At 70.2% G+C, this 26,009-nt stretch carries 24 protein-coding genes; 3 read left to right on the top strand and 21 right to left on the bottom strand.

Going from position 1 to position 26,009, the window contains the following annotated elements:
* Nucleotides 1-7: 7 nt before the first annotated feature.
* Complete coding sequence (locus tag N2M23_RS17170) at nt 8-871, bottom strand: phosphatidylinositol-specific phospholipase C/glycerophosphodiester phosphodiesterase family protein (protein WP_265447168.1); 864 nt, start codon at nt 869-871, stop codon at nt 8-10.
* 67 nt (nt 872-938) lie between these two features.
* Nucleotides 939-1,934: a 2-dehydropantoate 2-reductase gene (locus tag N2M23_RS17165; protein WP_265447166.1), complete on the bottom strand. Its 996-nt coding sequence runs from the start codon at nt 1,932-1,934 to the stop codon at nt 939-941.
* A gap of 28 nt (nt 1,935-1,962) precedes the next feature.
* Between N2M23_RS17165 and N2M23_RS17160 the strand changes: the two genes are divergently transcribed.
* Nucleotides 1,963-2,487 (top strand): YflT domain-containing protein, encoded by a 525-nt coding sequence (locus N2M23_RS17160; protein ID WP_265447165.1) that lies wholly within the window; start codon nt 1,963-1,965, stop codon nt 2,485-2,487.
* A 9-nt stretch (nt 2,488-2,496) separates the two neighbouring features.
* Here the strand turns inward: N2M23_RS17160 and N2M23_RS17155 are convergent, their stop codons facing one another.
* The 5 genes from N2M23_RS17155 to N2M23_RS17135 are packed head-to-tail and all read right to left on the bottom strand — an operon-like array spanning nt 2,497 to nt 7,980.
* Nucleotides 2,497-3,387, bottom strand: a complete 891-nt coding sequence (locus tag N2M23_RS17155) for a hypothetical protein (protein WP_265447164.1) — start codon at nt 3,385-3,387, stop codon at nt 2,497-2,499.
* A 35-nt stretch (nt 3,388-3,422) separates the two neighbouring features.
* Nucleotides 3,423-4,625: an ROK family protein gene (locus N2M23_RS17150; RefSeq protein ID WP_265447163.1), complete on the bottom strand. Its 1,203-nt coding sequence runs from the start codon at nt 4,623-4,625 to the stop codon at nt 3,423-3,425.
* Between the two features lie 4 nt (nt 4,626-4,629).
* A complete protein-coding gene (locus tag N2M23_RS17145; RefSeq protein WP_265447162.1) occupies nt 4,630-6,015 on the bottom strand; it encodes a sugar ABC transporter permease in 1,386 nt (461 codons plus the stop codon).
* The gene (locus N2M23_RS17140; protein WP_265447161.1) at nt 6,012-6,797 is read right to left on the bottom strand and encodes an ATP-binding cassette domain-containing protein; all 786 of its coding nucleotides are present in this window, start codon (nt 6,795-6,797) and stop codon (nt 6,012-6,014) included. The genes N2M23_RS17145 and N2M23_RS17140 overlap by 4 nt, the downstream gene beginning before the upstream one ends.
* A 4-nt stretch (nt 6,798-6,801) precedes the next feature.
* Nucleotides 6,802-7,980 carry a sugar ABC transporter substrate-binding protein gene (locus tag N2M23_RS17135; protein WP_265447160.1) on the bottom strand — a complete coding sequence of 393 codons (1,179 nt, stop codon included), beginning with the start codon at nt 7,978-7,980 and terminating at the stop codon, nt 6,802-6,804.
* 177 nt (nt 7,981-8,157) lie between these two features.
* On the opposite strand from N2M23_RS17135, the gene N2M23_RS17130 reads away from it, so the two are divergent.
* The gene (locus tag N2M23_RS17130) at nt 8,158-9,435 is read left to right on the top strand and encodes an LCP family protein (RefSeq protein ID WP_265447159.1); all 1,278 of its coding nucleotides are present in this window, start codon (nt 8,158-8,160) and stop codon (nt 9,433-9,435) included.
* A gap of 141 nt (nt 9,436-9,576) precedes the next feature.
* Complete coding sequence (locus N2M23_RS17125; RefSeq protein ID WP_265447158.1) at nt 9,577-10,092, top strand: DUF3145 domain-containing protein; 516 nt, start codon at nt 9,577-9,579, stop codon at nt 10,090-10,092.
* Between the two features lies 1 nt (nt 10,093).
* Here N2M23_RS17125 and N2M23_RS21035 read toward each other — a convergent pair whose 3' ends face one another.
* From N2M23_RS21035 to N2M23_RS17050, 14 genes are all read right to left on the bottom strand, one after another.
* Nucleotides 10,094-10,888, bottom strand: coding sequence for a GNAT family N-acetyltransferase (locus N2M23_RS21035; RefSeq protein ID WP_265447156.1), 795 nt, complete (start codon nt 10,886-10,888; stop codon nt 10,094-10,096).
* Between the two features lie 4 nt (nt 10,889-10,892).
* The gene (gene fabF, locus N2M23_RS17115; protein ID WP_265447154.1) at nt 10,893-12,140 is read right to left on the bottom strand and encodes a beta-ketoacyl-ACP synthase II; all 1,248 of its coding nucleotides are present in this window, start codon (nt 12,138-12,140) and stop codon (nt 10,893-10,895) included.
* A gap of 95 nt (nt 12,141-12,235) precedes the next feature.
* On the bottom strand, nt 12,236-12,484 hold the full coding sequence (locus N2M23_RS17110; protein ID WP_265447152.1) for an acyl carrier protein: 249 nt from the start codon (nt 12,482-12,484) through the stop codon (nt 12,236-12,238).
* A 94-nt stretch (nt 12,485-12,578) separates the two neighbouring features.
* Nucleotides 12,579-13,652, bottom strand: coding sequence for a beta-ketoacyl-ACP synthase III (locus N2M23_RS17105; RefSeq protein ID WP_265447151.1), 1,074 nt, complete (start codon nt 13,650-13,652; stop codon nt 12,579-12,581).
* Nucleotides 13,653-13,667: 15 nt separating this feature from the next.
* Nucleotides 13,668-14,603: an ACP S-malonyltransferase gene (locus N2M23_RS17100; protein ID WP_265447150.1), complete on the bottom strand. Its 936-nt coding sequence runs from the start codon at nt 14,601-14,603 to the stop codon at nt 13,668-13,670.
* Nucleotides 14,604-14,775: 172 nt separating this feature from the next.
* Complete coding sequence (locus tag N2M23_RS17095; RefSeq protein ID WP_265447149.1) at nt 14,776-15,906, bottom strand: PucR family transcriptional regulator; 1,131 nt, start codon at nt 15,904-15,906, stop codon at nt 14,776-14,778.
* Nucleotides 15,907-15,915: 9 nt separating this feature from the next.
* Entirely contained in the window at nt 15,916-17,469 is a 1,554-nt protein-coding gene (mhpA, locus tag N2M23_RS17090) for a bifunctional 3-(3-hydroxy-phenyl)propionate/3-hydroxycinnamic acid hydroxylase MhpA (RefSeq protein ID WP_265447147.1), read from the bottom strand.
* Complete coding sequence (locus N2M23_RS17085; RefSeq protein WP_265447146.1) at nt 17,466-19,394, bottom strand: acyl-CoA synthetase; 1,929 nt, start codon at nt 19,392-19,394, stop codon at nt 17,466-17,468. Before N2M23_RS17085 ends, mhpA begins: the two co-directional genes overlap by 4 nt.
* Nucleotides 19,394-20,332, bottom strand: a complete 939-nt coding sequence (locus N2M23_RS17080) for a fumarylacetoacetate hydrolase family protein (RefSeq protein WP_265447145.1) — start codon at nt 20,330-20,332, stop codon at nt 19,394-19,396. The genes N2M23_RS17085 and N2M23_RS17080 overlap by 1 nt, the downstream gene beginning before the upstream one ends.
* Complete coding sequence (locus tag N2M23_RS17075; RefSeq protein WP_265447144.1) at nt 20,329-21,492, bottom strand: VOC family protein; 1,164 nt, start codon at nt 21,490-21,492, stop codon at nt 20,329-20,331. The genes N2M23_RS17080 and N2M23_RS17075 overlap by 4 nt, the downstream gene beginning before the upstream one ends.
* Nucleotides 21,493-21,599: 107 nt before the next feature.
* Nucleotides 21,600-22,220, bottom strand: a complete 621-nt coding sequence (locus tag N2M23_RS17070) for a TetR/AcrR family transcriptional regulator (protein ID WP_265447143.1) — start codon at nt 22,218-22,220, stop codon at nt 21,600-21,602.
* Between the two features lie 108 nt (nt 22,221-22,328).
* A complete protein-coding gene (locus tag N2M23_RS17060) occupies nt 22,329-23,750 on the bottom strand; it encodes a dihydrolipoyl dehydrogenase family protein (RefSeq protein ID WP_279672388.1) in 1,422 nt (473 codons plus the stop codon).
* Between the two features lie 14 nt (nt 23,751-23,764).
* On the bottom strand, nt 23,765-24,835 hold the full coding sequence (locus tag N2M23_RS17055; RefSeq protein ID WP_265447142.1) for a tetratricopeptide repeat protein: 1,071 nt from the start codon (nt 24,833-24,835) through the stop codon (nt 23,765-23,767).
* Nucleotides 24,832-25,995, bottom strand: a complete 1,164-nt coding sequence (locus tag N2M23_RS17050; RefSeq protein WP_265447141.1) for a DUF4331 family protein — start codon at nt 25,993-25,995, stop codon at nt 24,832-24,834. The genes N2M23_RS17055 and N2M23_RS17050 overlap by 4 nt, the downstream gene beginning before the upstream one ends.
* Nucleotides 25,996-26,009 lie beyond the last annotated feature (14 nt).

Here is a 26,009-nt window from a genome sequence, read left to right as displayed (position 1 = left end):
GTGCGACTCAGCCCTGTGCGCGGACGAATTCGCGCAGGCCGACCAGGTCGTCGGTGTTGAGGTAGTCGACACCGGCCGCCCACAGCTGCGTCCACACCGCGGTGCGGGCCGGGCCGGGCAGGTCGGGAGTGTTCCAGAAGCGCACTTGGTACCCGGCCCGGTGCTTGCTCGCGACCAGGTCGCGCAGCCTGGCGCGCTCGGCGGCCGGCATCGGGCCGACGCCCTGCCAGGTGAACATCAGCGCCCAGTTGTCCGACAGCAGCGGCAGCTGCTCGGGCGTGGCGCCGGCAGGCAGCGGGGTCCGGAGCCGGCCGTCGAAGCCGGCCCAGCGCAGCCGCTCGGTCGACGTGCGCTGCGCGAGCTCGCCGCTGAGCACGGCGGTGACCGGGCCAGGGTGGCGACGGCCGTTGCGCCAGTAGGTGAAAAGCCCGCGATACGAAGCCAATTGGCGCTGCAGCACCGGCCACACCGGGTCGCCGGGACTCTTGACGTCGATCAGCAGCTGCAGGCCGACCCGGTGGCCGGGGTAGATCCAGCCGCGGCCGGCCTTGGCCAGACGGGCGAGCGGGTCCAGGTAGAGGCCGCGCAGGGTCCGGGTCAGGTCGGGGCCGTCGTGGCCGATGTAGAGCTCGCCGCCGACCAGCCAGATGTCGGCCTCGACACTGACGAAGCCCTGCCCGAGTGCGTCGAACAACGGGCGCACGTGCTCGTAGTCGTTGTGGGCATGGGTGCGCGGGGTCGGCGTCACGCCCTCCAGCGGGCTGGATGGCCGTGCTGCGTGCGGCGCGGCATAGGCGTTGCCGGCGAGGGCGAGCGGCACGGTTGCCGCGCCGGCGCCGATCAGGGTCCTGCGGGTGAAGGTGGAAGTCATGCCTCCACGCTCCCGAGCCGTGGCCGCATGACGAGCAAATCTCTCGTGAACAGCGAGCGACGACCGGTCAGCGACCGGCCGACCGCAGCTGTGTCAACAGCTCATCGCCGGTCCAGCGCCGTCGGGTGCCGTGCTCGGCATCGTGCACCAGCGCGACCAGGCGGGCGTTCACCGGTGCCGTCATTCCGGCGTCCGCGGCCAGCTGCACCACCGCGCCATTGATCCAGTCGACCTCCGTCGGGCGGCCGGCGACCAGGTCGTCGGCCATCGATGACCCCGCCGCGGGATCGATGGCCAGCACCTGCCCGGCGACGGCCCGGAAGAGCGCGTCCGGCACCGACAGGGTGCGCGCCATCAGCGCGGGGGAGAGCGCGGTGAGCTTCGCCGGTGCCGGACCGGCAGCCGCCATCACCGAGAGTGCCTCGCGTTGTGCCAGGGACAGGCAACGGCGAAAAGCCCTCTGTGCCAACTCTTCTCGCAGCGGCAGCCCGGACAGTGCGTTGATTGCGTTGTTGAGGTTGAGCAGGAGTTTGGCGCGTTGCACCGCGGGCATGTCGCCGCGTTGCTCGATCGGCAGACCGGCTCGTGCGAAGGCTGCGTCATACCCGGTCCAGACGGGGTCGCTCTGCACCAGGACGTCGCCGGCGGTGGCCTGCCGGAAGGTCGCGCCGTCCCGCACCACGTTGAAGCCGACCGTGCCGGCCAGGACCCGCTGGTCGAGCCCGGCACGCAGGTCAGCGCCGCCGTGCAGCCCGTTCTGCAGGCTCACCACCACGGCGTCCGGCGCCAGCACCGCACGCAGCGCGGTGGCCGCATCCGGGTTGGCTGCGGACTTCACCGTCACCAGCACCAGATCAGCCTCGGCGGCCGCCGAAGGGTCGGTCTCGAACCGCGGATTCGCCTGTGCCTGTGAGCCGTCCAATGCCTGCAGCCGTATGCCGCCGGCTGTCGCCTCCCGCATGCTCTCGCGTCCGATGAGCGTCACCGGGACATCGGCGGCGGCCAACCGGCCCCCGACATAGCAGCCGACACTTCCGGCTCCGAAGACACATACGCCTCGCATGACACCGCAGGCTAGCTAGTGTGGTCGTATGTCATCTTCCATGTCCGGCGGTTTCAACCGCCCCGGCGCCGCGCTGCGCGGCGGCCTTTCCCTCGAATACCCGATGTCGCTGGGTGTCTACACCGACTACCTCGAGGCGCAGAAGGCGGTCGACTACCTGTCGGACAACCAGTTCCCGGTGCAGAACGTGATGATCGTCGGCACCGACCTGAAGCAGATCGAGCGGGTCGTCGGCCGGCTCACCTGGGGGCGGGTGATCGCCGGTGGCGCGCTCTCCGGCGCCTGGTTCGGTGCCTTCATCGGCCTGATCCTGTCGTTGTTCGACAACGGCGTGAACGTCTTCGCGGTCGTCATTTCGACGATCATCTTCGGTGCGATCTTCGGTGCCATCTGGGCGGCGATCGGCTACAGCCTTACCGGCGGTCAGCGCGACTTCCAGTCGGTGACCCAGACCGTGGCCACCAAGTACGAGGTCCTGGTCGAGCACAAGTTCGCCGAGCAGGCACGCGAGATGCTCGCCAAGATGCCCGGCGGCGGGCCGACGCTCACCTGATCGGCAGCGTCACAGCCGCAGGTCGTCGCGGCGGGTGCCGAACCGCTCCTTGAGGAAACGATGGCTGGCCAGCAGTGCGCCGGCGTTGGTGCCGTGTGCCTCAGCGACCGCGGCGCGCACCCCGTCGATCAGCAGTTGCAGCTGGTCGCAGAGCAGCTGCGCTCCGGTCTCGCCGTCGTGCAGCGGCTCGGTGTCGGCCAGCCCGGGCGGCAGCGCGAGGTAGCCCTGCACGGCCGACGGGGCGAAGTCGCCGGTGATCTGCTCGACCTCGAAGATGAGCAGGGCGTTGTCGCTGTGCGCGTGCAGGTAGGTCAGCGCGTCGCGGGACTCGCGGTCGAGCGTGAGCAGCAGCTCGCGGGCCGCGCTCGGCAGTCGCGGATCTGCCACGTATGACGGGAGCTGCGCACCGCCGACCGGCGGGTGGGCCGGGGCCTGGGGCTGCGGGAACTGCCCGGCTGCGGCCGGTTGGAACGTCGGCGTCTGGAAGATCGCCTGCTGTTGCAGTGCCTGCAGCCGCTTGCGCTGGTTGCGCGCCGGGCCGCCGGTGAGGAACCACAGCGCGACCGCGCAGGCCAGCGGGAAGATCACCCACGGGGGCTGACCGTTCAGCGAGGCGGCGACGCATAGCGCGGCGAGGAACCCGACCGAACGGGCCAGCTGGGTGCGCACCTTGTACAACGGCCGGAAGAGGAACTCCACGACCGCGAACAGGCCGATCACCATGCCGACGTGCACCACCCACCCGGCAGGAGTGAAGGACAGCGCGACCATGACGGCCGCCCAGGTCAGGGTTGCGCGGGTCGCCTGCGCCCGGGTGCTGAACGCGTAGCGGGTGAGCGCGAACATCGCGAACACCGCGAGGAACTGCAGCAGCGGGCTCAGCGCGTGCAGAGAGTGCATGTCATCGACCCCCGTCGTGAAGCGGTGCACTCAGACTAACTCGCGGGCCTCGGAGTGCCCAACAGGTCGGGTGCCGCCAGTAGCTCCTCGAAGGCGAGCTCCGCGGCCCCGACGAGGGAGGCGTCCCGAATCCCGCCTTGTAGCAGGGTTATCGGCGCCCGCCCGATGGTCACCATCCCGCGCTCGAGGCCCTCGCGCACCGATGGCTCGGCAACCCGTAGGACCTCGGCCAGGTGCCCGCTCGCGACGAACGCCTCCGGGTTGAGCACGTTGGCCAGATTGGCCAGGCCCCGTCCGAACCATCGCGCGGCGGTGGCGACGACTTCACCGGCTACCGCGTCACCCCGCTCGGCCTGCTCGAAAAGCGTTGCCAGTGCACTGATTTCGAGGCCGGCTTCCCGCGCGGACCGCAGGATCGCGGCCTCCCCGACATACTCCTCGACGCAACCGTGATTGCCGCAGTGACACAGCGGTCCGTCGGCTTGCAGCGACATGTGGCCGAGTTCGCCGGCATACCCGCGCGCGCCCCTGAGCAGGTGCCCGTCGACGATGACCCCGCCACCGACGCCGACCCGCCCGAGCACGCACACGACATGCCGCAGACCGGCCGCGACGCCGCGTCGTTGCTCGGCCAGCGTGGCCAGGTCTGCGTCGTTGCCGATCAGCACTGGCTCGTTCAGCCGGTCACCGAGTAGCTCGCCGAAGGGTTCGTCGGACCAGTCCAGGTTTGGTGCATACACCGCCAGGCCGGACGGATCGGCAACCATCGCCGGCACGCTCGCACCGATGCCGACCCGGTGACTGTGCGGCAGCGAGGCGGTCAGTTGCCGGATCGCCGGCACGACGTCGTCGACCACGGCGGTGGCGGAGCGGTTGCCGTCGTGCAGCTGCCACCGCACCCGGCCGAGCACATCGCCGCCCAGGCCGACGGCAGCGACCTGGACCGAGTCGACGTCGACGTCGACGGCCACCACGTGCACCGACCGGGGTCGCGCCACCACCACGTATGCCGGGCGCCCGGCCCCCTTGCTGTTGCGCGTGGGGGAGCGCTGGCTGACCACGCCGAGGTCGACCAGGTCGCCGACCAGCCCACCGATGGTGCTGCGGTTGAGCCCGGTCAGGCTGGCCAGCTCGCTGCGCGACACCTGCCCGTGCAGGTGCAGGTGTCGCAGCAGCGTGCTGAGGTTGTGTCGGCGGATCTGCTCGGGGCGGGCCGCGGACGGTCCGACCGTGCGCACCTGATCAGCCCAATCCGGTGGAGCCGGCCCGTCGGCGCGACATCGCGTCGACGGTCGCGGCCAGCAACAGCACCAGGCCGGTGACGATCCACTGCCAGGCGGAGTTGTTCTTGCCGTGCAGCAGGTCAGCCATGCCGTTGAGGATCACCGCGACGACCGCGCCACCGACGACCGCATCGGTGATCTTGCCCTTGCCGCCGAACAGACTGGTGCCACCGACGACCGCCGCACCGACCGCGAGCAGCAGCGTGTTGCCGCCGCCTTGGGCAGCGTTGACCGCGGTCTGTGACGCGAGCACCACACCGGAGACGACCGCGAGCGTGGAGCAGATCACGAACACCGAGATGCGCACCGCATTGACCCGAATGCCGGCCCGTCGCGCCGCCTCGTCGCTGCCGCCGACCGCGTAGACGTGTCGCCCGTAGCGAGTGCGGCTGAGCACGAACCCCAGGACGACGACGAGCACCAGGATCACCGGCACCACCCACGGCACTCCGCCGAGGAACTCGCCGCCGGTCTTCTCGGTGACCAGCTGACCGTTGCGCTCGACGATCCGGGTGCCGCCCCCGGCGTTGGGAGAGCGGTTGAGGTTCAACACGAAGGTGAAGCCGAAGGACAGCACGGCAATCCCGAGCACCTTCGCCGCAGTGATCGACGACGGCTCGGTCGGCAGCCCCCGCTTGTGCCGGCCCGCGACGGCCAGGAGCTTCTGCGCGGCATACCCGATCACCAGCACCGCAGCCATCACCCAGCCGAGCCATACCGGCATGTTGCTGTTCTCCAGCGCCACCAGGGTGTCACTCTGCAGCGACAGGTTGCCCTGGGTGTTGGCGCTGTTGACCACGATCTGCACCACGCCCTGCAGACCGAGGAAGAGCGCCAGGGTGGAGACGAATGACGGCACTCGCAGGAAGGTCCGCATCCACCCGATGCCGAGGCCGATCACGGCGCCCACGACGAGCGCGGCGAGCACCGCGAGCGGCCACGGCCAGTCCTTGGTCAGCAGCACGGCGACGATCGCGCCGCCGACCCCGGACGCGGTGCCGGCCGACAGGTCGATCTCGCCGAGCAACAACACGAACACCAGGCCCATCGCGAGCAGGATGCCCGGCGCCGCCTGGGTGATCAGACTGGCGAAGTTGGCCTTGGACAAAAAGCCGTTCTCGACCACGGAGAAGACCAGGAAGAGCACGACCAGCGCGGCGACGGCGGGCAGCGAGCCCATGTCGCCACCACGGATGCGCTGCCAGTACTGCCGCAGGTAGCTGCCGACGTCGGCGCCGGTGGGCACGGTGACCGCCGCCGACGACAGCTCGTCGGCGGTCGTGGTGTGAGCGGCTGCGGCGTCGGGTTTCGTGCTGCCCGAAGGCTTTTCGAGGTTGGTGCTCATATGGACACTCCGGCGCTCGCGGTTGCGGGTTGGATGCCGAGGTCGCCGCTCCGGCCGGTGGTGATCAGCTCGACCACCTGAGTCTGGTTGACGTCGGCGCGGTCGACGGTCGCGGCCATCCGGCCGAGGTAGAGCACCGCGATCCGGTCGGCCACCTGCAGCACGTCGAGCATGTTGTGCGAGATGAGAATGACCGCAACGCCCTGGTCGGCGAGACGTCGGACCAGGTCGAGCACCTGGGCCGTCTGCGCGACGCCGAGGGCAGCCGTCGGCTCGTCGAGTATGACGACCCGCGACTTCCACAACGCGGCCTTGGCGATCGCGACGGTCTGCCGCTGACCACCGGAGAGGCTGGACACCCGCTGCCGCACCGACTTCAGGGTGCGCACCGACAAGGAAGTCAGCGTCTGCGAGGCGGCGATCTCCATCGACTCCTCGTCGAGGACGACACCGCGCATGCGTTCCCGGCCGAGGAACATGTTCTGCACCACGTCGAGGTTCTCGCAGAGGGCAAGATCCTGGTAGACGATCTCGACCCCGAGCGCCGCCGCGTCGCGCGGGCCCGACACGTGCACCGGCGAGCCGTCGAACTCGTAACTGCCCGAGTCGATCGGGTAGGTGCCACCGATGCACTTCACGAGCGTGGACTTGCCTGCGCCGTTGTCGCCGACGAGGGCGGTGACCTTCCCGGCATACGCCTCGAAGTCGACGTCGTCCAGCACGTGCACCGCGCCGAAGCTCTTGTTGACCCCGCGCAGCCGCAGGATCGGCTGATCAGTCATCCGGTCACTTCACCCCGGCGGTCTTGCACTTGTCGGCGTAGGCACCGGCGCAGGTGGTCGACTTCGGCGTGTAGCCATCGTTGATCGGCTGGGCGACGTTGGCCTTGGTGATCGCGATCGGGGTGGCGAGGATCGCCGGCACCGCGCGCCCGGACTGGGTGTCCTTGATCGTGGTCGGGGTCTTGGGTGCCTGCCCGTTGGCCAACTGCGCGGCCGCGTCGACCACTGCGAACGCCTCGTCCTTGGACGGCTTGTAGATGGTGAAGCACTGGGTGCCGTCCATGATCCGCTGCAGACCCTCGACGGTCGCATCCTGTCCGGCGACCGCGACCTTGCCGGCCAGGTTCTGCTTCTTCAGCGCGGTGACGACCGAGCCCGCCATACCGTCGTTGGCGACCATCACTGCGTTCATGTCGCTGTTCTTCTGCAGCATCGAGGTGAAGATCACGCCGGCCTGCTGGTTGTCCCAGTCGGGCACCGACTGGTCGCCGACTCGTTGCCAGCCCTTCTGCTTGGACAGCACACCGTCGTAGCCCTGCTTGAACAGCGTCGCGTTGTTGTCGGTCGGCGCGCCGTTGAGGTCGACGTACTTCACCGCGGACTTGCCCTTGACCTGGTCGCAGCCGGTCAGGGTCTTGCCCTGCAGCTCGCCGACCTTCACGTTGTCGTAGGAGACGTAGAGGCTGGCCGAACCACCGAGCGTCAGCCGGTCGTAGTCGATCGTGTAGATGCCCTTGCTCTTGGCGGTCTTCTCGATCTGCGCAGCAGAGGCCGAGTCGAGATTGACCAGCGCGAGCACCTTGACGCCGTTGTTCATCATCGTGGTGGCGATGGTGGTCATCTGCTGGGCCGAACCGTTGGCGTTCTGGATGTCGCACTGCAGCTTGTCGGCCGCGCACCGCTGCTTGAGCGCGTCGGGGTCGGAGGAGATCCACCGGTTCGAGGACTGCCGGTCCGGCAGGATGATGCCGACCTTGGCGTTCTTGCCGTCGATCGAGCCGCCGCTGGTGCCGCCACCGGTGCCGCCGTCGGTCGCGGAGGCCGAGTTGCCGCCGGTTGCCGCGCCGCCCCCGGCCGGTGCGGTCGAGCCGTTGCCGCCACCTCCGCTACTGCTGCTGCCGCAGCCCGCGAGGGCGATGATGCCTGCCGTGCCACATGCCGTCAGAAGCGCACCTTTGCGCATGGTCCCACCTTTCCCGGGCGGCCCTGGAGCAAGCCGCACTCAATATGTTGCGAACGGCAACATATCGAGTTCTGACGTGATTCACCTCACATTCACCACAAATTGGGGTGGGCGCCCTGTGTCGACGTTCAGGAAGCGCTGGGGAAACGTCCAGGGGCGCTGCCTACCGTCGTCGGCATGCTGACCCGAGTGGCCGACGGCCCCCCGGCGCGCCGTCGGGTACGACGCAATCGTCTCCTCGCGATCGCGTTGACCGTGCTGCTGGTGCTGGTCGGCACCGGGACGGTCGTCTACCTGCACCTGCAGGGCAATCTGCGCACGTCAGCACTGACCGGTGGCGGACACGAACACGCCAACTCCGACGGTGACACGCCGATCAACTTGCTGGTGATGGGTTCGGACACCAGGGCCAGTAGCGGCGATTGCTCGATCGGTGGCGACTGCTCGGCGGCGAACGCAACCAGCACGAATGCGACCTCGGTCGGTGCCAATGCGGACGTCGAGATGCTCGTGCACATCTCTGCCGACCGCAGTAACGCCACGGTGATGAGCATCCCGCGGGACACTACGGTCACCGTCCCGCAGTGCACCGACCCGGCAACCGGCCGCACCGAGCAGCCACACGTCGACCGCATCAACAGCACCATGCAGTACGGCCCGAACTGCACGGTCGCCGCGGTGCATCAGCTGACCGGCGTGCCGATCGATCACTTCATGGTCATCGACTTCTCGGGCGTGGTGCGGATGTCCGATGCCGTCGGCGGCGTGCCGGTGTGCGTCGACAACAACGTTTACGACCCGTACTCCCACCTCAAACTGGCCAAGGGCCGACACACGCTCAAGGGCCTGGCCGCGCTCGAATTCCTGCGCACCAGACACGGATTCGGCGATGGCGGTGACATCGGGCGCACGGTCGCTCAGCACATCTTCCTGTCCTCGATGCTGCGCGACATGGAGAGCGCCTCGACCCTTGCCAACCCGGTCAAGGTGCTCGGTCTGGCGAATGCGGCAACCTCCTCGGTGACCGTTGACGACAAGCTCGGCAGCATTCCCGCGCTGACCGACCTGGCCTATCAGCTCAACCAGGTGCCGGGTGCCCGTACGACGTTCGTCACCGCGCCGACGCGCGCCGATCCGGCGAACGCGGCTGCCGTCATACCGGCTCCGAATGCGCGGGCGCTGTTCGCCAAGATCGCGGCCGACGTGAGTCTGACGTCGACCTCGCCCAAGGGGTCGCCCACGAGTTCGCCCACGGGGTCGACCCAGAGTTCGCCCACGGGGGCGACCACGAGCTCGGGGAAGTCGGCCGGTGCCGACGACCATGCGACCACGGTCGAGGCAGCAACCGGGTGTGCGGGGGTCAGCACGGCAGACACGGTCACGGTCGGCGGCGTCGCGATGAACCCCACCCAGGCGTTCGCGGCCAGCAGGAACGTGCCGGTCTCCGCGCCGTAGCCCGCCCCTGGTGCCGGTGTGACTGATGGGGCACAATAGGCGGCACAACCGCATCAGCACGCCACGGCGCATCACGCACCTGGACTCGCACGAGGTCGTTGGGGAAGACGTCCCTCGTTAGGCAAGTCAGGAGGCCCGGAGATGTCTGCCGCAAACGCGCGTGCCGTGACTCGCGGGGTGGTGTTCATTCACGCCACCCCGGCTGCGCTGTGCCCGCACATCGGGTGGGCGCTGGAGAGTGTGCTGGGCGCCGCCGCACCGATCGACTGGATCAAGCAACCGGTGGCACCCGGGATGCTGCGCACTGAACTGTCGTGGATGGGCGAACCCGGGACCGGCGCTCGCCTGGCCAGCGCGCTGCGCGGCTGGACCGACGTGCGCTACGAGGTCACCGAGGAACCCAGCCCGGGTTGTGACGGGTCGCGGTGGTCGCACACCCCGTCGCTCGGCATCCACCACACCTGGACCGCTGCGTCGGGGGACGCGGTCGTCGGTGAGGACCGGTTGCGCGCGGCGCTCGCCGCCAGCCACGGCGATCCCGAGCAGTTCCGCCACGAGATGGCCGAACTGCTCGGGACCGCCTGGGATCAGGAGCTCGAGCCATTCCGCTATGCCGGAGACGGTGCGCCCGTGCGCTGGTTGCACCGGGTGTCCTGAGCTACCCCTCCCGAGAAGGTGCGCGGTAGGCACAGACCTCCAGCGTGTGCTCGGTGAGACCGACCGACCGGTAGAGCCGGCCGGCGTCGTTGGTCGATTCCGTGACAACGACCCATTCGCGGGCACCGCGGTCGGCCGCCCAGCGCGCGGCGCGCCCGAGCAGGTGGCCGGCTAGCCCCCGTCGTCGATGCCCGGCGTCGGTGCCGACCGACTGGTAGCGCGCGGTGTCGCCGAGTATGACGATGCCGAGGTCGCTCACCAGGGCGTCCCCGTAGAAGGCGCCGAAGAAGCAGGCATGCCCCGCGCCGACCAGCGCCCGTCGGTCGCGCACCAGGTCGCGCAGGTAGCGCTCGTGGGTGACCGGGTCGTATTCGCCGGTCACGGCATTCTCGGCCAGGCCGTTCCGGATGACCTGCTCCCAGTCGGCGTCGCCCGACAGTGCGCGGGCGGTGTAGCCGTCGGCGAGCGGGCGCTGCTCCGGCAACCGAGTGCTCGACAAAGCGTCGTCGGTGGTCACCGAAATGCCTTGCGGCGCATAGTGATCCACGCTCGGCAGGGCGGGCAGTGAGATCGCCACATGGCGCGCCTGCGGCAGCTCGGTGTGGAAGACGTCGAGCCAGCGGTCGGCGTCGCCGGGATCACCGGTGGTGACGTGCACGTAGTTGCCCCAGTGGAACTCCGGGTTGCGGGGCGACCGCACGACGAGATGGTCGCCCCGGTCGTCGAGCTGGGCACCCTGCAACTGCAGGATGCCCAGTCCGGTGCGCGCGCCGGGGGAGAGGCGCTCGAGCTCCACCCGGTCAGACGCTCTTGAGCACGACCGCGATGTTGTGACCGCCGAAACCGAAGGCGTTGCTCATCGCCGCGAGGTCACCGTCGGGCAGCTTGCGGTGTTCGTCGATCACCAGATCCATGTCGGCGATCTCCGGGTCGACCTCGGAGACGTTGATCGTGCGGGGAATGACCCGCTCGTGCAGCGTCTGGGCCAGGAAGATCGCCTCGATCGCACCGGCCGCGCCGAGCAGGTGACCGGTCATCGACTTGGTGCCGGTGAGCGCCACACCGTCGATTGCGTCACCGAAAGCCCGCTTGATCGAAGTGATTTCGGCGATGTCGCCGACCGGGGTGGAGGTGGCATGCGCGTTGACGTGCACGATGTCCGACGGCGTCAGGCCGGCGCTCTCGATCGCTTCGTTCATCGCGCGGGCCTGCGTCTCGCCCTCCGGGTCGCCGGCGGTGATGTGGTAGGCGTCTGCCGTCATACCCACGCTGGCAAACTCGGCGTAGATCTTCGCGCCGCGCGCCTTGGCGTGCTCGTAGGACTCCAGCACCATCACGCCTGCGCCTTCGCCGAGCAGGAAGCCGTCGCGGTCGACGGCCCACGGGCGGGACGCACCCTGCGGGTCGTCGTTGCGCTTGGACAGCGCGTGCGCCGCGGCGAACCCGCCGATCGGCAGTGGGTGTATGGCGGCCTCGGTGCCGCCGGCGATGGCCATGTCGGCCCGGCCTTCGCGAATCATGTTGGCCGCCATACCCATTGACTCCGCGCCGGAGGCGCAGGCCGAGACAGCGGTGTGGGCGCCGGCGCGCGCCTTGAATTCCAGCGAGACCACCCCGGAGGCCGCGTTGGGCATCAGCATCGGCACGGTCAGCGGGTAGATGCGACGCGGACCCTTTTCCTTGAGCACGTCGTACTGGGCGAGCAATGTGTGGACGCCACCGATGCCGGTGCCGATCGCGGCGAGCAGTCGCTCCGGCTCGATGTCCGGGGTGCCGGCGTCGGCCCAAGCCTCGCGCGCCGCGATCATCGCGTACTGCGAGAACGGATCCATGCGGCGCACCTCGACCTTGGCGAGGACCTCGCTCGGGTCCTGGTCGAGGCTCGCGGCGAAGGTGACGGGGAGTTCGTAGCGGTCCAACCACTCCTGCGGCAGCGGCTTGGCGCCGGACTTGCCGGCGAGCAGTGCGTCCCAGGTCTGTGGTGCGGTGCCCCCGACAGGGGTGGTGGCGCCGAGGCCGGTGATGACGACGCGCTTGTCTGCGCTCATGAGTGGCTCCTGATCAAAGTGGTGATGCGTGACGGGTCATGCTGCTGCGACGGCCCGGCCTCCCCAACCGGGCCGTCGGCAGGCAGACGACTGGCTCAGGCCTGAGCGTCCTTGATGTACTTCACGGCGTCGCCGACGGTCGACAGGTTCTTCACGTCGTCGTCGGGGATGCGGACGCCGAACTTCTCCTCGGCGTTGACGACGATCGTCATCATCGACAGCGAGTCGATGTCGAGGTCCTCGGTGAACGACTTGTCCAGCTGCACGTCGGCAGCGTCGACACCGGTCTCCTCGTTGACGATCTCGGCAAGTCCCTCCAGGATCTCCTGGTCACTCTGCGCCATGTTCGGGTGCTCCTTGGTGATGTGAATTTCGGGTGATGTGAATTTCGTTGGGCTGACCCGGTTTTCCCGCCGGGCCGCGGGTGGTTGGTGCCTCTTACGGCAGTTCGACGACCTGCGCGGCATACGCCAGTCCGGCGCCGAAACCGATCTGCAATGCCAGCCCGCCGTGCGGCGCCTCGCCCTCGCGCAGCATGCGCTCGGTCGCGAGCGGGATCGACGCCGCTGAGGTGTTGCCGGTCTCGGCGATGTCGCGGGCGACGGGTATGTCGGCGGGCAGCTTCAGCTGCTTGATCATCGCGTCGATGATGCGCATGTTGGCCTGGTGCGGGATGAAGACGTCGAGGTCGTCGGCGGTGATGCCGGCCGCGTCGATGGCCTGCTGCGCGACCGGTGCCATCTGCCAGACGGCCCAGCGGAACACCGACGGGCCGGCCATCGCCAGCGAGGTCGCCGCGTAGGTCTTGGCCGGGTCGATCGCCGAGGTCGGGGCCTGCGCGGCGGCCTCGGCCTGCCACTCCCGGCGCACGTCGGTCCACGGCTCCTTCTGCATGATCGTCTCCCAGTGGGTGCCGTCCGAGCCCCACACCGTCGGGCCGATCGCCGCGTGGTCGGACGGACCCACCACGGCCGCGCCCGCGCCGTCACCGAAGATGAACGCGGTGCCGCGGTCGTGCTCGTCGGTGAATGCCGACAGCTTCTCGACGCCGATGACCAGCACGCGCTCGGCACTGCCGCCGCGCACCATGTCGCTGGCGATCGAGATCGCGTGGCAGTAACCGGCGCAGGCAGCCGAAATGTCAAACGCCGGAACGCCGTTCGCGCCCAGACGGGTCGCCAGCAAGGGCGCGGCGGCAGGCGTCTGGTAGGGGTGGGTGACGGTCGCGACGATCACCGCGCTGAGCTGGTCGGGGGTGACGCCGGCCGCCTCGAGGGCCGGCTTGGCAGCGGCCTCGCTCATGTCGACGACGGTCTCGTCGGGTGCTGCCCAGCGGCGCGAGACGATGCCGGAGCGCTCGCGGATCCACTCGTCGGAGGAGTCGATCCAGGTGCACACCTCCTCGTTGGTGATCACGCGTTCCGGCCGGTAACCTCCGACGCCCATGATGCGGGCGTAGCGCGCGCCGGGTGCGGCATTCAGGGAGCCGGTGCCCTTCGGTGCGGATGCCATTGCGTCATACCCTTCTTAAGCCCGTGTGCCGTGCTCGGCGACCATGCGGCGTGCCTTCTCCAGATCGTCCGGCGACTTGATCGCCAGAGTCTCCACGCCGGGCATGCCGCGCTTGGCCAGACCGGTCAGCGTGCCGGCCGGCGGGATCTCGATCAGACCGGTGACACCCATGTCGACCATTGTCCGCATCGTGGCGTCCCAGCGCACCGGATTGCTGACCTGCGACACCAGCCGGCGCAGCACCTCCGCGCCGTCGGTGACCGCGGCGCCGTCCTTGTTGGACAACAACCGCACCCGCGGATCGTGGGTGGTGATCGCCCGGGCATAACCGGCCAGCAGGTCGACCGCGGGCGCCATGTGCTCGGTGTGGAACGCCCCGGCCACGGCAAGAGGTATGACGCGAGCCTTCGCCGGCGGGTCGTCCTTGAGCGCGGCGAGCTGCTCCATCGTGCCGGCCGCGACGACCTGGCCGGCGCCGTTCATATTGGCCGGGGTGAGCCCGTGCGTGTCGAGCGCTGCCTGCACCTGGTCCGGGTCGCCACCGACGACAGCGCTCATGCCGGTCGGTTGGACCGCGCTCGCGGCGGCCATCGCCTTACCGCGCTCACGGACCAAGACCATCGCCTGCTCGGCGGTGAGCACGCCCGACGCGGCGGCCGCGGTGATCTCGCCGACCGAGTGACCGGCGCCGACGCCCACCGCACCGAAGCCCTGCGACGGGTGCTCGAACAGCTCCAGCAGGCTCACCAGGCCGGCGGCGACGATCAGCGGCTGCGCGACCGCGGTGTCCTTGATCGTGTCGGCCTCGGAGGTGGTGCCGTGCTCGACCAAGTCGATGCCCGCTACCGCCGACAGCCACCGCAGCCGATCGGCAAAGCCGGGCAGCTCCATCCAGGGGGCGAGGAAGCCGGGGGTCTGGGAACCCTGTCCAGGGCAGACGATCGCAAGCACGAGGTCCACTCTCGCCGACGCGGGCCACCGGAGGGGTCACCGAATCCTCCGAAGCTCACCGAGGCTTCTTGGAGGGAACCTACAAAATCAAACCTCGTCGGGTCCTACTCTCCGGTTGCCCGGTGAGTAGCGATCGGACGACCGGCGCGGACCGAGGGGTCGAGGGCACGTCTCAGAGCCGGGACATCGTCAGGGCGAGCCGCACGCTGAACGCGTCGCGGCTGTCGACCAGGTCGTAGCCGGTCAGCTCGGCGATCCGGCCGAGCCGGTAGCGCACGGTGTTGGGATGCACGAAGAGCTGCCGGGCGGTCGCCTCCAGGTTGTTCTGGTCAAGGTATGACGTGGCCGTCTCCTGCAGCGCCGGCCGGTCACGCAGCGGCCTGGTCACCTTGTCCACGAGCAGCCGCCGCGCGCGGGTGTCGCCGGCGATGGCGCGTTCGGGCAGCAGCTCCGCGGCCGCGCACGGGCGTGGTGCGTCCGGCCACGCGGGCGCGGCCGCGTAACCGGCCAGCGCGGCACGCGCGCTGCGGCCTGCGGCATACAGGTGGGGGACGAGCGGTCCGACGACGACCGGTCCCGCGCCCCAGAGATCGTGCAGCGCGGTGGCGACCTCGGTCGGGTCTTCGACGCCGCCGAGCACGGCCACCAGCAGCCGGCCTTGGACGGATGCGAGCGTGGACAGGCCGTGGTGAGTTCCGCTGCGGCGTAATGCATCCAGCGCGTCACTGCCCGAGCCGGGTGGCGCACCTCCGGCAATCACCACGACCCCGCGGACCTCGTCCCAGCCGAGTGCGGCGACGCGGGACCGCAGGGATTCGTCGGCCTCTCCACGGAGCACCGCGTCGACCACCAGCGCTTCGAGCCGGGCGTCCCACGCCCCTCGGGACTCGGCCGCCTGCGCGTAGACGTGCGCCGCCGCGAAGGCGATCTCCCGCGAATAGGTCAGCACCGCTTCCCGCAACTGTTGCTCCTCGCCCGGCGCGGCGAGCTCGGGGGTGCTCTGCTCGACGACGTCGATCACCGTGCGCACCATCTGCAGGGTCTGCTGCAACGCGATCGACCGGGTGAGGTCGCGCGGCGCGGTGGCGAAGACGTCGATCGTCATCGGCGGCGACGACTCCGGGTCGCGGTACCAGGCGATGAACGCGCCGATGCCGGCCTGCGCGACCAGCCCCACCCACGACCGGTCTTCGGCCGGCAGTGCGCGATACCAGTCGTGACTGGCCTCCAGCTGGTCGATCGCCGCCGTCGACAACTTGCCGGCGGCGCGCTCCAGCCGCTGTCCGGTCGTGAGGCTGGTCATCGCCGCAGCTTAGTTTGAATTTTGTATGACGTGCACAGGCGAGTATGTCGGGGCCGCGCGGGCCAGGTCGCTCGCCCGCCCACTGCGGGCGACCGTGCCGTCCGGTCGGACGAGGGCGGCCATGACGCGGTGGTCGCGGAGCCACTCGTGCAGCGCCGTGCCCTCGGCGACGTCGAGCACGAGTGCGCCCCGGGACGCGACCAGGGCCCGGTCGTGCTGGCCGAGGCCACCGCGGCAGACGAGCACGTAGCGTCCCCGGGCGAGGTCGTCCACACGAGATTGCCGGTCCGCCGCGTTGTGCGGGCCGACCACGGCATTGGGGCAGAGTGACCCGGCGAGCCGGTCGCGCCGGGTGTGCAGCGCCGGGGAGTTGCCGCGCAGCCGCGGCGACGCCGCGTCGTTGACGAACGCCCGCAGGCCGCGCGCCGATGCCAGGCGTGGTGCGATCAGGCGGCGCGCGAGGTCGCCCGCCCGGCCGCCCTGGGTCATGGCGCGCCCGAGGAGGATCGCGGTGCGGATGAGCTCGGCGGCGTGCCGGGTGCGTTCGGCCTCGTACGTCGCGAGCCACTGCTCGGGCAGGTCGCCGCGCAGGACGCCGGCGATCTTCCACGTGAGGTTGAGGGCGTCGCGCAGGCCGGCGCCCATCCCCTGGCCGATGAAGGGCGGGGTGAGGTGGGCGGCGTCGCCGAGCAGGAACAGGCGACCGTCCTGCCACCGGTCAGCGACCTGGGCGCGGAAGGTGTAGTCGGTCACTCGGCGCAGCGTCAGGTCGGCGGCATCACACGGTCCGGTCCACGGCGCGAGGAGTGGGCCGATGGCGTCGAGGTCGCCGAAGTCGGCGGCGGTCTCGCCGTCGAGGAGGCGGAACTCCCAGCGATAGCGCCGGTCGCCGATGCGCATGTAGGTGCCGGCACGGTGGGTGTCGCAGAGCTGGTGGACGCCCTCCCAGGCATCGATCGGCAGCTCGGTCTCCACATCGACGACCAGCCATCGCTGCTCGAAGCCTTTGTCGACCATCCGGGCGCCCATTGCCGACCGCACGACGCTGTTCGCGCCGTCGCAGCCGAGGACGAACGCCGCAGTGGTGTGGTGTTCGGTGCCGGACTCGGTGTCGGAAAAGGTCACTTCGACCCGCTGATGCGCAACGTTCGCGACCGCAGTGACTTCGGCCCCGCGGATGAACGTGACCGTGTCCTGCCGGGCGAGATGGGCACGCAGCAGCTGCTCCAGCTCCGGCTGGTCGAACATGTTGGCCTGCGGGTAGCCGTGCACCCCGACGAGCCGGTCGCGGCTGAACTCGGCGAGGATGCGGTGCTGCCGGTCGACCAGGCGTAGGCCTCGCGCGGGGCGGGAGATGGCAGCGAAGTCGTCGGCGAGTCCCAGCCGGCCGAGGATGCGGTAGATCTCGTCGTCGAGGTGCACCGCCCGCGGTTGCGGGTAGGGCTCGTGCCAGCGATCCAGCACGAGGCACCGCACGCCATACGCGGCAAGCAGGGACGCGGCCACGACGCCGGTGGGTCCCGCGCCGACCACGATGACGTCGGGCCCGCGGTCGACGGTCATGGCTGCAGCACTCGCCAGGCCAGGGCGAATCCGGCGAGTGCAGCGGTCACCTCGGCGTCGGAGGCGCGCGGCCCGTCGCCCGCACGGGGCACGAGAGTGACCACGACTCCGTCCTCGCCGAGCTCGGCGCGGACATCCTCGATGCCGTCGTCGGCTCCGGCCGCGGTGAGCGCGGCGAGCACCGCGCGACGAGTGGCGTCGAGCCGCAGCGGGACCTTGTGGATCTTGCCGACCGACGTCATGGGTATGGCGTCGACGACGTACACCGCCTTGGGCGCCGCTGCCGGCTCCGGCACCCGGTCGGCGGCCCAGGCGCTGAGGTCACCGTCGGTGACCGGCTCGGCGACGCTGACGTAGGCGACCGGGACCTCGCCCGAGTGCAAGTCGGGCATCCCGACCGCCGCCGCACCGGTGACCACGGGGTGGGCGAGCAGCGCCTCCTCGACCACGGCGGGGTCGAGGTTGTGCCCGCCGCGGACGATGAGATCCTTCGCACGTCCCACCAGGTGGATGAAACCGTCCTCATCGACGCGGGCGAGGTCGCCGGTGTCGAGCCACCCGTCGCGCAGCTTGCCGAGGCCCTCGACGGTCAGCCGTCCGCCCGGCGCGCGGCCCGTGACGTAGCCGGGGAACACCGTCGGGCCCTTGATGACGAGCGTCCCGCTGCTGCCCGTCGGCAGGTCTGTCCAGGTGCCGTCGTCCTCGATCCGCACGGTCTTGAACTGTTGGTAGGGCAGCCGCTGGCCCACGGTGCCGGGCCGCGGGTGGGCAGCGAACCCGCGCGCGCTCGCGCAGGTGGCCTCGGTGAGGCCGTAGCCCTCGACGAGGGTGACGCCGGTGTTGTCCTCGAATGCCGAGCGGACACCCGGCGGCAGCGCAGCCGCGCCGACGATGGCGAAACGCATCGAGGAGATGTCGGCGTCGACCGGCACGCCGGCGAGGACGGCATACACGGTCGGTACGGCGCTCATCGTGCTGATCCGGTGGCTCTCGACGAGCTTCCAGAAAGCGCCGTAGAGGTGCGGGTCGCGGTAGCCGAGCGGACCGGCCCACACCGACCGTTGCCCGCGCAGGATCGGCGCGAGCAGGGTGACGACGAGCGCGTTGACGTGGAACAACGGCAGCGCCGCGAAGATCGACGCGTCCTCGTCGAGGGCGGTGTTGGCCGCGACGCTCCAGGCGTCGACCACCTCATTGCGGTGAGTGTGCGCGGCGAGTTTGGGATCGCCGGTGGTGCCGCCGGTATGGAAGACCGACGCCAGGTCGTCGCCGCGCGGCGGCTCGCCGTCGAACCGGTCGGCGCTTGCGCGGGCGGCCTCCGCCGCGAGGTCGATGACCCGGACGGTGTCGCCGACGTCGGCGGGTCGCGCCGCGTCGGCAGGCGCGGTCGCGCCGCCCGTCGGGCCGAGGACGACGACCGCGTCGACCGCGCCACTCCTCGCCAGCGCGGCGCCGTGCTCCCACGACGCGGCGTCGAGTTCACGGGAGGCGACGACCACCACGCGGGCACCGGTGACGCCGAGGAGTCGCTGCACCTGCTCCTGCGAGAGCGCGCTGTTGACCGGCGCGGCGACGCCGGCGAGCTCGGCAGCCAGCGTCGCGGTCACGAGCTGGTCGCAGTTGGGGCAGATCAGCGCGACCGTGTCCTCACGTCGTACGCCCAGTCGGTGGAACACGTTGGCGACGCGGTGCACGTCGGCCAGCAGCCCGGCATACGTCCGCGACACCGCCTGCTGCCAGTGCTCGGCGTCGGGCATGACGGTGATGGCGGTGCGGTCCGGCCAGTGCTCGGCGGACCGGACGAGCGCGTCATACGTCGTCGCCGGAAGGTCACGATCCTCGAGCGGGATCTGCTCGATCTGCGTCAGGTCCTCCGGCGCGTCGTAGAGCGCCGGCCACGTCGGGTGCCCGGTCACGGGGCGCATCAGCTGTGCCTGACCATCGTGCGTTGGGTGCCCAGGTCGAGCGCGCCGTCCGGTGTGGCGATCGTGAGCTCGAGGCGGTCGCCGTCCTGCAGGTAGTTGGGGTTCTTGGCCTGCGATTGGAAGAACTTGCGCCACTTCAGCGCCGGCGGCAGCAGCGCACCGATCAGCTCGACCGGCCGGGGTGGCGCCTTCAGCGCGGTGCCACCCGGCGTGCCGGTGAGCACCAGGTCGCCGGTGTCGAGGCGCTGGAAGCGGGCCAGCGCGGCGAGGGCCTGCTCGGGGCTGTAGATCATGTCGAGGCAGGTGCTGTCCTGGCGCACCTGGCCGTCGACCGTGAGGCGCAGCCGCAGTTCGGGCAGTCGCCGCAGCTCGGCGTCGTCCAGCAGCAAGAGCACCGGTCCGACCGGGGTGAAGGTCGGGTAGGACTTGGCCTCGAAGAACTGGGTCTTGGGCAGCTGGACGTCACGGGCCGAGACGTCATTGGTGATGACGAGGCCGGCCACGTGCCGGGTCCAGTTGGACGAGGTGACGGTGTCACCGACCGTGAGGGGCTCGCCGATGACCAGGCCGAGCTCGATCTCGTAGTCGAGGAAACGGACGTGCTCCGGCCGGACGATGTCGTCGGTGGGGCCGCTGATCGAGCCGGACGTCTTGCGGAAGAAGGTCAGCGGGACGGTCTCGGGGTTCATGCCGGAGTCCTCGACGTGGCTGACGTAGTTGGTCATCTGCGCGACGACTCGGCACGGGGCCGTGACGGGGGAGACCAGGTCGAGGCTCTCGACGGCGGTCCCGCCGGGGCCGGCCGCGGCGGCGTCGACCGCGGCGCGGTCGGCGATGAGTTGCCCGGTCGTGACCGCGTCGGTCGCGACCCGGGCGGCGGTGCCGTCGGCGGTGAGGACCCACCAGGCGTCGGCGGTGCGCAGAACGGAGGTAGTCATGAGGAGGCAACTTTCAGCAGGCCGCGGAGGCGTCCGAGGTCGAACTCGTTGTCCTCGCGCAGGGATCGGATGATGGAACGGGCCTCGGCGAGCGCATCCTTGCCCGGAGCGACACCGAGGAAGTCGGGGGTGGCCGGCGGCCCCCACTGGGCCAGGCCGGAGGCGGACATCGGCGCCCAGCCCGGGGTGAGGTGGCAGTCGAACAGGTCGCCGTCGGCGAAGTGCTCGACCAGGAAGCCGTCCGGGTCGCGCCAGTAGTCGAACAACTGGCTGCCCTGGATGTGCCGGCCGATGCCCCAGGACCGCCGGTAGCCCTCGTCCAGCAGGTACTGTCCACCCGCGGCCATCGCGTCGAGGTCGGCGACCTGGTAGGCCGAGTGCACGTAACGGTTGGAGGGCCCGAGGTTCATCGCGAGCGTGTGATGGTCGGCCGGTTCGTCACCCCGGTCGCAGCGGATGAAGCTCATCGTCGGCCCGCGGTGCCGTTGTCCCTCGTAGTAGAGGAAGTCGCTGACGATCAGCCCGAGGTTCTCCAGGTACCAGTCGAGCGCCTCGACATACCGAGTCGACTGCAGCACCACGTGCCCGAGCCGTTGCACCCTGGCCGGTGCGCGCAGCGGCCGCTGCGTGGCGTTGACGCGGTGAGCCTCGCTGCCGAGGTTGAGTGCCAAGGGCTCCTGGGCGGGCAGCTGGGGGAGCTCGTGGGTGTCGGCGACGACCCGGACCGGCAGGCCGCTCGGGTCGACCAGCTCGACCCCGACGCCGCCGATGGACTCCGGCAGCGGTCGCACCGTGGTGTGGTGCGCGGCGGCGAGCCGGAGCAGGTCCGTGGCGTCTGCGGCGCGGAAGGTCGTGCCGAGAAACCGGCTGTGCCGATCCTTGCGGACGATCACGCACGGGCTGCCCGGATCAGTGCCTCGCAGCTGAAGCTCTTCGGCGGATATCGCGGCGGTGGCGAATCCGAAGGCGTGCGCGAAGCGTTCGGCGGCGGGCAGGTCAGGTTTGGCGAACTCGAGCCAGGCGAGGTCGCGCACCTTGATGACCGGGTTGCGGTGTCTGCCGGGGTGTTCGCCGGGCAGCCCGCCCTGCTCGGAGTGCAGCCCGGTGTGCGGATCGTGAGCGTGTTGCTTGGGGAGTTCGCGCGGAATCGTCGTCGTCATCGCGCCACCACCTTCCTAGTGATGATGACTATATCATCAAAACTGATCATATGATCAGCAAATGGGGTATGACGATTCCGTCGCGGGGGGTCGGGTGGTGTTGTTCGCTACGGCTGTGGCGCCGCGGGAAGCTCGATCGCGCTGATGCGTTCGGCCTCCCGCGAGTCCAGGCCGAGCATGAGCAGCACCCGCCGGGCGAGGTCGGTCGCGGTCGACTCCGCGTCGAGGTCCTCGTCCTCGAGCAGCAGTTGCGCGGTGCCGAGGAACGCCCCGCCCACCATCATGAACAGGTGCAGCGGGTCTCCGACGAATCGTCCCTGCGCCACGCCGGCCGTCAGGTCCGCCAGCGCTCCCTGCCGGAAGCCGCGGTCGACGGTCAGCATCCGGGGGCCGACCGCCAGTGCCAGCCGCGCGACCAGCGGCTGGGATCGCACCAGCACCAGCGCGAACCGGTAGCTGGTGGCGAACACCTCCGCGGGCTCGGTGAGCCCCACGGTCGCCACCGCGCGCCACTCGTCGAACATGTCGAGCGTCGCCAGCACGGCGGCGTCGAACAGGTCCTCCTTGGAGGTGAAGTGGTTGTAGAACGACCCGAAGCCGACATCGGCCCGGTCGGTGATCTCCCGGATCGTGGCGGCCGAGTTGCCCTCGGCCAGGAACTCCTGCGCCGATCGGATGAGGGCGGCGCGGGTTTGCGCCTTACGACGATCGAGGCGTGAGGACTCCATGGCCCGATGCTACTGATCAGATGATCACCTCACCGGAGAGGTGTGGTGGCTCCGCGGGTCAGTCGGGCAACTCCTCGATGGTGACCGGCTCCCGCTCGGCGATGCCGTTCACCCCGTGCCGGAAGCTGGTCGCCGACTCCACGTCACCGGCATCGGGCGCTTCCCGAGGCGGCGGACGAGCATCTGGGCCGCTTGGCTGATCCCTTCGGCGAAGGTCGGAAACGCGAATTCCATCTCAGCGACCGCCTCGATGCGCATGCCCGCAGCCATGCTCGTCGCGGCGACCTGGATGACCTCGGCGGAGTACTCGCCGAGGACGTGGGCGCCGACGATGCGGCGCTCTTGCGTGTCGATGATCAGCTTGCAGAAGCCATTGGGGCGACCGTCGGCGATAGGCCGCAGGAGATCGTCGTAGCGAGCGACCGCCACCTCGCAGGGGTAGCGTTGCCGAGCTTGTTCCTCGGTCAGGCCGACCATGCCGTACTCCGGGTCGGTGAAGCTGCCGACGGGGACGACCTCGTGGGTGACGCCTCGCGTCGGTCCTCGCACGGCGTTCTCCGCCGCGACGCGGCCCTCGTGGACGGCGCTCGAGACGAGCATGCTGTTCCCGTCGACGTCGCCGCAGGCGAAGATGTGCGGCGCCGAGGACTGCAGGTGCTCGTCGACGACGACATAGCCGCGATCGGTGACGACCCCGGCAGCCGCCGCGTCGACGAGGTCGGCGTTGCCTGGCCAGCCGACTGCGGTGATGGTGCGCTCGACGTCGACGACCCTTGGCGTCCCGTCACGCAGTGACAGGCCGACCTGCATGCCACCGGGTCGAGCGTCGAGCTGGTCCACGGAGGCGCCGGTCACGACCGTCATGCCACGTGCCGTGAAGGCCGACGCGAGGCCGACGGAGATCGCGTGATCGGCCCGCGGAAGCAGTCGCGGCGCCGCGCCGATCAGGGTGACCTGGCAGCCGAAGCCGTGCAGGATCGAGGCGAGCTGGCAGCCGGTGTCGGAGGTGCCGACAATGCAGGCACTCGTGGGGATGCGGGTGATCGCGCGAGCGTCTTCGTAGGTGATCGCGAGCTCGGCCCCGGGCACGTCCAACCGCCCAGGGCGGCCGCCGATGGCGAGGATGATCCGGTCGGCGCTCCAGGTTCGACCGTCGTCTGCGGCGATCGTGTGAGTCCCGACGAAGCGGAGGTCGCCGGTGTTTTCCGCGAGGGAGACCGCACCGGCCTGCAGGTGGTCGGCGAGACGCTTGCCCTCGTAGGCGTAACGCGCGACGCGATCGGCGTTCGCCAACGCTGCACCGACGTCGATCTCCGGGCGGGGACCGGTCAGGCCGAATGCCGGCCACGACTCCCAGTCGCGGGCCAGCCGGGCAGCACGAGCCAGGGCCCGCACCGGGGCCGGTCCCCGGCTGAGCGCGGTCCCGCCGACCCGGTGACGCTCGACGAGGGTCACCTCCGCACCGAGCTCCGCCGCGTGCAGGGCCGCCGTCAACCCGGCCGGCCCGCCACCGACGACGAGGACACGCATGCGCCCGCGCCGCCTCAGCGCACGTCGGGCGACGACGCGCCGACGGCAGCGCGGGCGCGCTCGACCACGGCGCGGGCGCGGGGCGTCTGGCGCATGACCAGCGTCCACTGGGCGAGGCGCAGCGCCCGGCCGGGATCGCCACCTGGTCCCAGCCAGAAGTCCCCGGCGTGGTCGGCGTAAGCCTCCGGGTGGAGCCGCACGAGCTCGTCGTACCGGCGCTTCGCCCGATCGCGCCAAACCCGGGCCCGGTCGTGCTGCCCGAGGCCCCGCAGGGCGAGGACAAGGTGCGCGGCGTACTCCGGGTCGTCGCTCGTCTCCGCCACCGGGCGCAGGTAGCCGGCGGCTGCAGCGGCATTACCGCGGAGCAGCTCGATCTCCGCGAGGTGACCGGTGGCGGGCGCGTAGGCCGGGACTCGGCGCCGCGCCGCGTCGAATGCCTCGTGTGCAGCCGTGAGGTCTCCCTCCCGCATCCACATCACCCCACGCCGGAAGTCCAGCTGAGCCAGGGGGAAGGGCGAGACACCACGGTGCGCGTCGTGGGCAGCGGCGAAGGCCTGCACGGCTTCGGCGATGCTGCCGCGCTCGGCATACAGGACGGCTTGCGCGCTGAGGCTGGCGAAGTCCGACTGCTGCGAAGCGGCGTTCTGCAGCAGGAGTTCAGCTTCCTCGTAGCAGCCGACCGCCTGCAGGATCGCTGATCGGTCCGCATCGAGGCCGTCGACGGACGGTTCGGCTCGGTGCGCAGCGTCGAGGTCGGACCAGGCGTCGGCGAACCGGTGCAGGGTCGCCCTGGTCCTGGCTCTTGCCGACAGGGCGATGGCGCTGTGCGGCGCGGTGGCGACCATCCGGTCGGCGACCTGGAAGGCCCGCTCGTAGTCGGCGACGCAGCCGAGCAGGTGCCCCCGCAGGGTCAGCAGATCGACGAGAGTGGCCTGCTGCTCGAGGATCCGGTGGGCGGCCGAGTCCGGTGACCCTGCCGGGAGTGCCTGCCCCACCAGCATGTCGACCTGCGCCGTGAGGTTGGCTAGAGCGAGCGTGCCGTCCGTGGTCCGCACGTCGCCTCGGTCCATGACCGTCGCGGTCACGGCGCCGGCTCTTCAGCGGGCGGCGGCAACAGGGAGGTCAGGACCGTCATCGCGTCCGGGGGCGTCGGGTTGGGGGCGACCAGGTAGGGGAAGGTGTGGGTCGCGGGCCTCGTCGCCTGGTCGACTCCGTCGCTGATCCGCTCACCGTCGACGCCGTTGACCAGGAGCGTGTAGAGGGTGTCCACGATGTCGTCGTTGGGCGCTCGGCCACCGCAGGTCGTGTGTTCCCGGCCAGCGAGTGCGGCGCGCTCGATCTCGAAGCTGCTGCTCTCGGAGAACGGCTTGGAGGTGTCGACGACGAGAAAGTCGGCGAAGAGCAGGTCGGTCAGGGGGTGCGTGCCGTCCTCGCCCGGCGGCCAGACGATGTCGCCGGCAAGGCGGTCGAAGAAAGCCAGGTTGGCGTCGAAGCGGGCGCGGTAGGCGCCCTCGTAGTCCGGTCGGACGGCGAAGGCGTCCTCCTCGTTGTAGAGGTCCCGGATCTCCAGGTCGCGGTTGACCTGGTCGAACTTCTTGCTCGCGAGGATGACGTTCTTGATCTCCGGACGCCCCATGCGCTCCAGCCGTGTTGGTCGGCCACCCGCGATCACCGTCTCGCCGACCACCCCGAGCAGCGGACCGGCATCGGGTCCGAAGACTGCTGCGGGGTCGATCTCGATGACGATGGCCAGGACGTTCGCGCCCTGCAGGGCATTGGACGCGCCCTCGGGCTGGAAGGCGAGCTGCTCGATGGCGTCGGTCGCGAGGACGCCCTTGAGGTCGATGAAGAACGGGTCGAGGCGGGGGCCGGCGAAGATCCGCACCCCGCCGGTCTCGGTCGCCTCGTCGACCGGGAACCGGAGCTGCTCCCCGCCGGGCAGCGTGCACGTGCCGGTCTGCGCCGACGGCTCGCTGCCCGCGCTCGCGCCCGGAGCGTCGAAGGTGACGTCGAGGGTGTATTCCTGGTCACCGACGGAGAAGCCCTGCCCGTCCCGTGCGACGGGTCGTACTCGGAAGCGGTAGACGAGCGCGTCCGAGAAGCGCGCCGCCGGGGCGGCCGCAGGGAACACATCGAGCGCCAGGACGAGACGACCGGGGCGGTCCGGGCTGGGGAAGGTGTAGACGTCCGCCACGTCGGAGGCTGGGTCGATGAGAATCCGTGGTCCGGAGAAGTGGTCAGCCATGGTGGGCTCCTTAG

The organism is Flexivirga meconopsidis (assembly GCF_026162425.1).
In the GTDB taxonomy this organism is placed as follows: Bacteria; Actinomycetota; Actinomycetes; order Actinomycetales; family Dermatophilaceae; genus Flexivirga; species Flexivirga meconopsidis.
This window is presented reverse-complemented; position numbering and strand designations above follow the sequence as displayed.

Excerpts from the sequence above, each read along its gene's own strand:
- N2M23_RS17080 (WP_265447145.1), bottom strand. The coding sequence starts at position 20,332 with ATGACTACCTCCGTTCTGCGCACCGCCGACGCCTGGTGGGTCCTCACC.
- N2M23_RS17110 (WP_265447152.1), bottom strand. The coding sequence starts at position 12,484 with ATGGCGCAGAGTGACCAGGAGATCCTGGAGGGACTTGCCGAGATCGTC.
- N2M23_RS17130 (WP_265447159.1), top strand. The coding sequence starts at position 8,158 with ATGCTGACCCGAGTGGCCGACGGCCCCCCGGCGCGCCGTCGGGTACGA.
- N2M23_RS17170 (WP_265447168.1), bottom strand. The coding sequence starts at position 871 with ATGACTTCCACCTTCACCCGCAGGACCCTGATCGGCGCCGGCGCGGCA.
- N2M23_RS17085 (WP_265447146.1), bottom strand. The coding sequence starts at position 19,394 with ATGCGCCCCGTGACCGGGCACCCGACGTGGCCGGCGCTCTACGACGCG.
- N2M23_RS17070 (WP_265447143.1), bottom strand. The coding sequence starts at position 22,220 with ATGGAGTCCTCACGCCTCGATCGTCGTAAGGCGCAAACCCGCGCCGCC.
- N2M23_RS17125 (WP_265447158.1), top strand. The coding sequence starts at position 9,577 with ATGTCTGCCGCAAACGCGCGTGCCGTGACTCGCGGGGTGGTGTTCATT.
- N2M23_RS17145 (WP_265447162.1), bottom strand. The coding sequence starts at position 6,015 with ATGAGCACCAACCTCGAAAAGCCTTCGGGCAGCACGAAACCCGACGCC.
- N2M23_RS17155 (WP_265447164.1), bottom strand. The coding sequence starts at position 3,387 with ATGCACTCTCTGCACGCGCTGAGCCCGCTGCTGCAGTTCCTCGCGGTG.
- N2M23_RS17050 (WP_265447141.1), bottom strand. The coding sequence starts at position 25,995 with ATGGCTGACCACTTCTCCGGACCACGGATTCTCATCGACCCAGCCTCC.
- fabF (WP_265447154.1), bottom strand. The coding sequence starts at position 12,140 with ATGAGCGCAGACAAGCGCGTCGTCATCACCGGCCTCGGCGCCACCACC.
- N2M23_RS17160 (WP_265447165.1), top strand. The coding sequence starts at position 1,963 with ATGTCATCTTCCATGTCCGGCGGTTTCAACCGCCCCGGCGCCGCGCTG.
- N2M23_RS17095 (WP_265447149.1), bottom strand. The coding sequence starts at position 15,906 with ATGACCAGCCTCACGACCGGACAGCGGCTGGAGCGCGCCGCCGGCAAG.
- N2M23_RS17075 (WP_265447144.1), bottom strand. The coding sequence starts at position 21,492 with ATGACGACGACGATTCCGCGCGAACTCCCCAAGCAACACGCTCACGAT.
- N2M23_RS17105 (WP_265447151.1), bottom strand. The coding sequence starts at position 13,652 with ATGGCATCCGCACCGAAGGGCACCGGCTCCCTGAATGCCGCACCCGGC.
- N2M23_RS17135 (WP_265447160.1), bottom strand. The coding sequence starts at position 7,980 with ATGCGCAAAGGTGCGCTTCTGACGGCATGTGGCACGGCAGGCATCATC.
- N2M23_RS17060 (WP_279672388.1), bottom strand. The coding sequence starts at position 23,750 with ATGCGTGTCCTCGTCGTCGGTGGCGGGCCGGCCGGGTTGACGGCGGCC.
- N2M23_RS17140 (WP_265447161.1), bottom strand. The coding sequence starts at position 6,797 with ATGACTGATCAGCCGATCCTGCGGCTGCGCGGGGTCAACAAGAGCTTC.
- mhpA (WP_265447147.1), bottom strand. The coding sequence starts at position 17,469 with ATGACCGTCGACCGCGGGCCCGACGTCATCGTGGTCGGCGCGGGACCC.
- N2M23_RS17165 (WP_265447166.1), bottom strand. The coding sequence starts at position 1,934 with ATGCGAGGCGTATGTGTCTTCGGAGCCGGAAGTGTCGGCTGCTATGTC.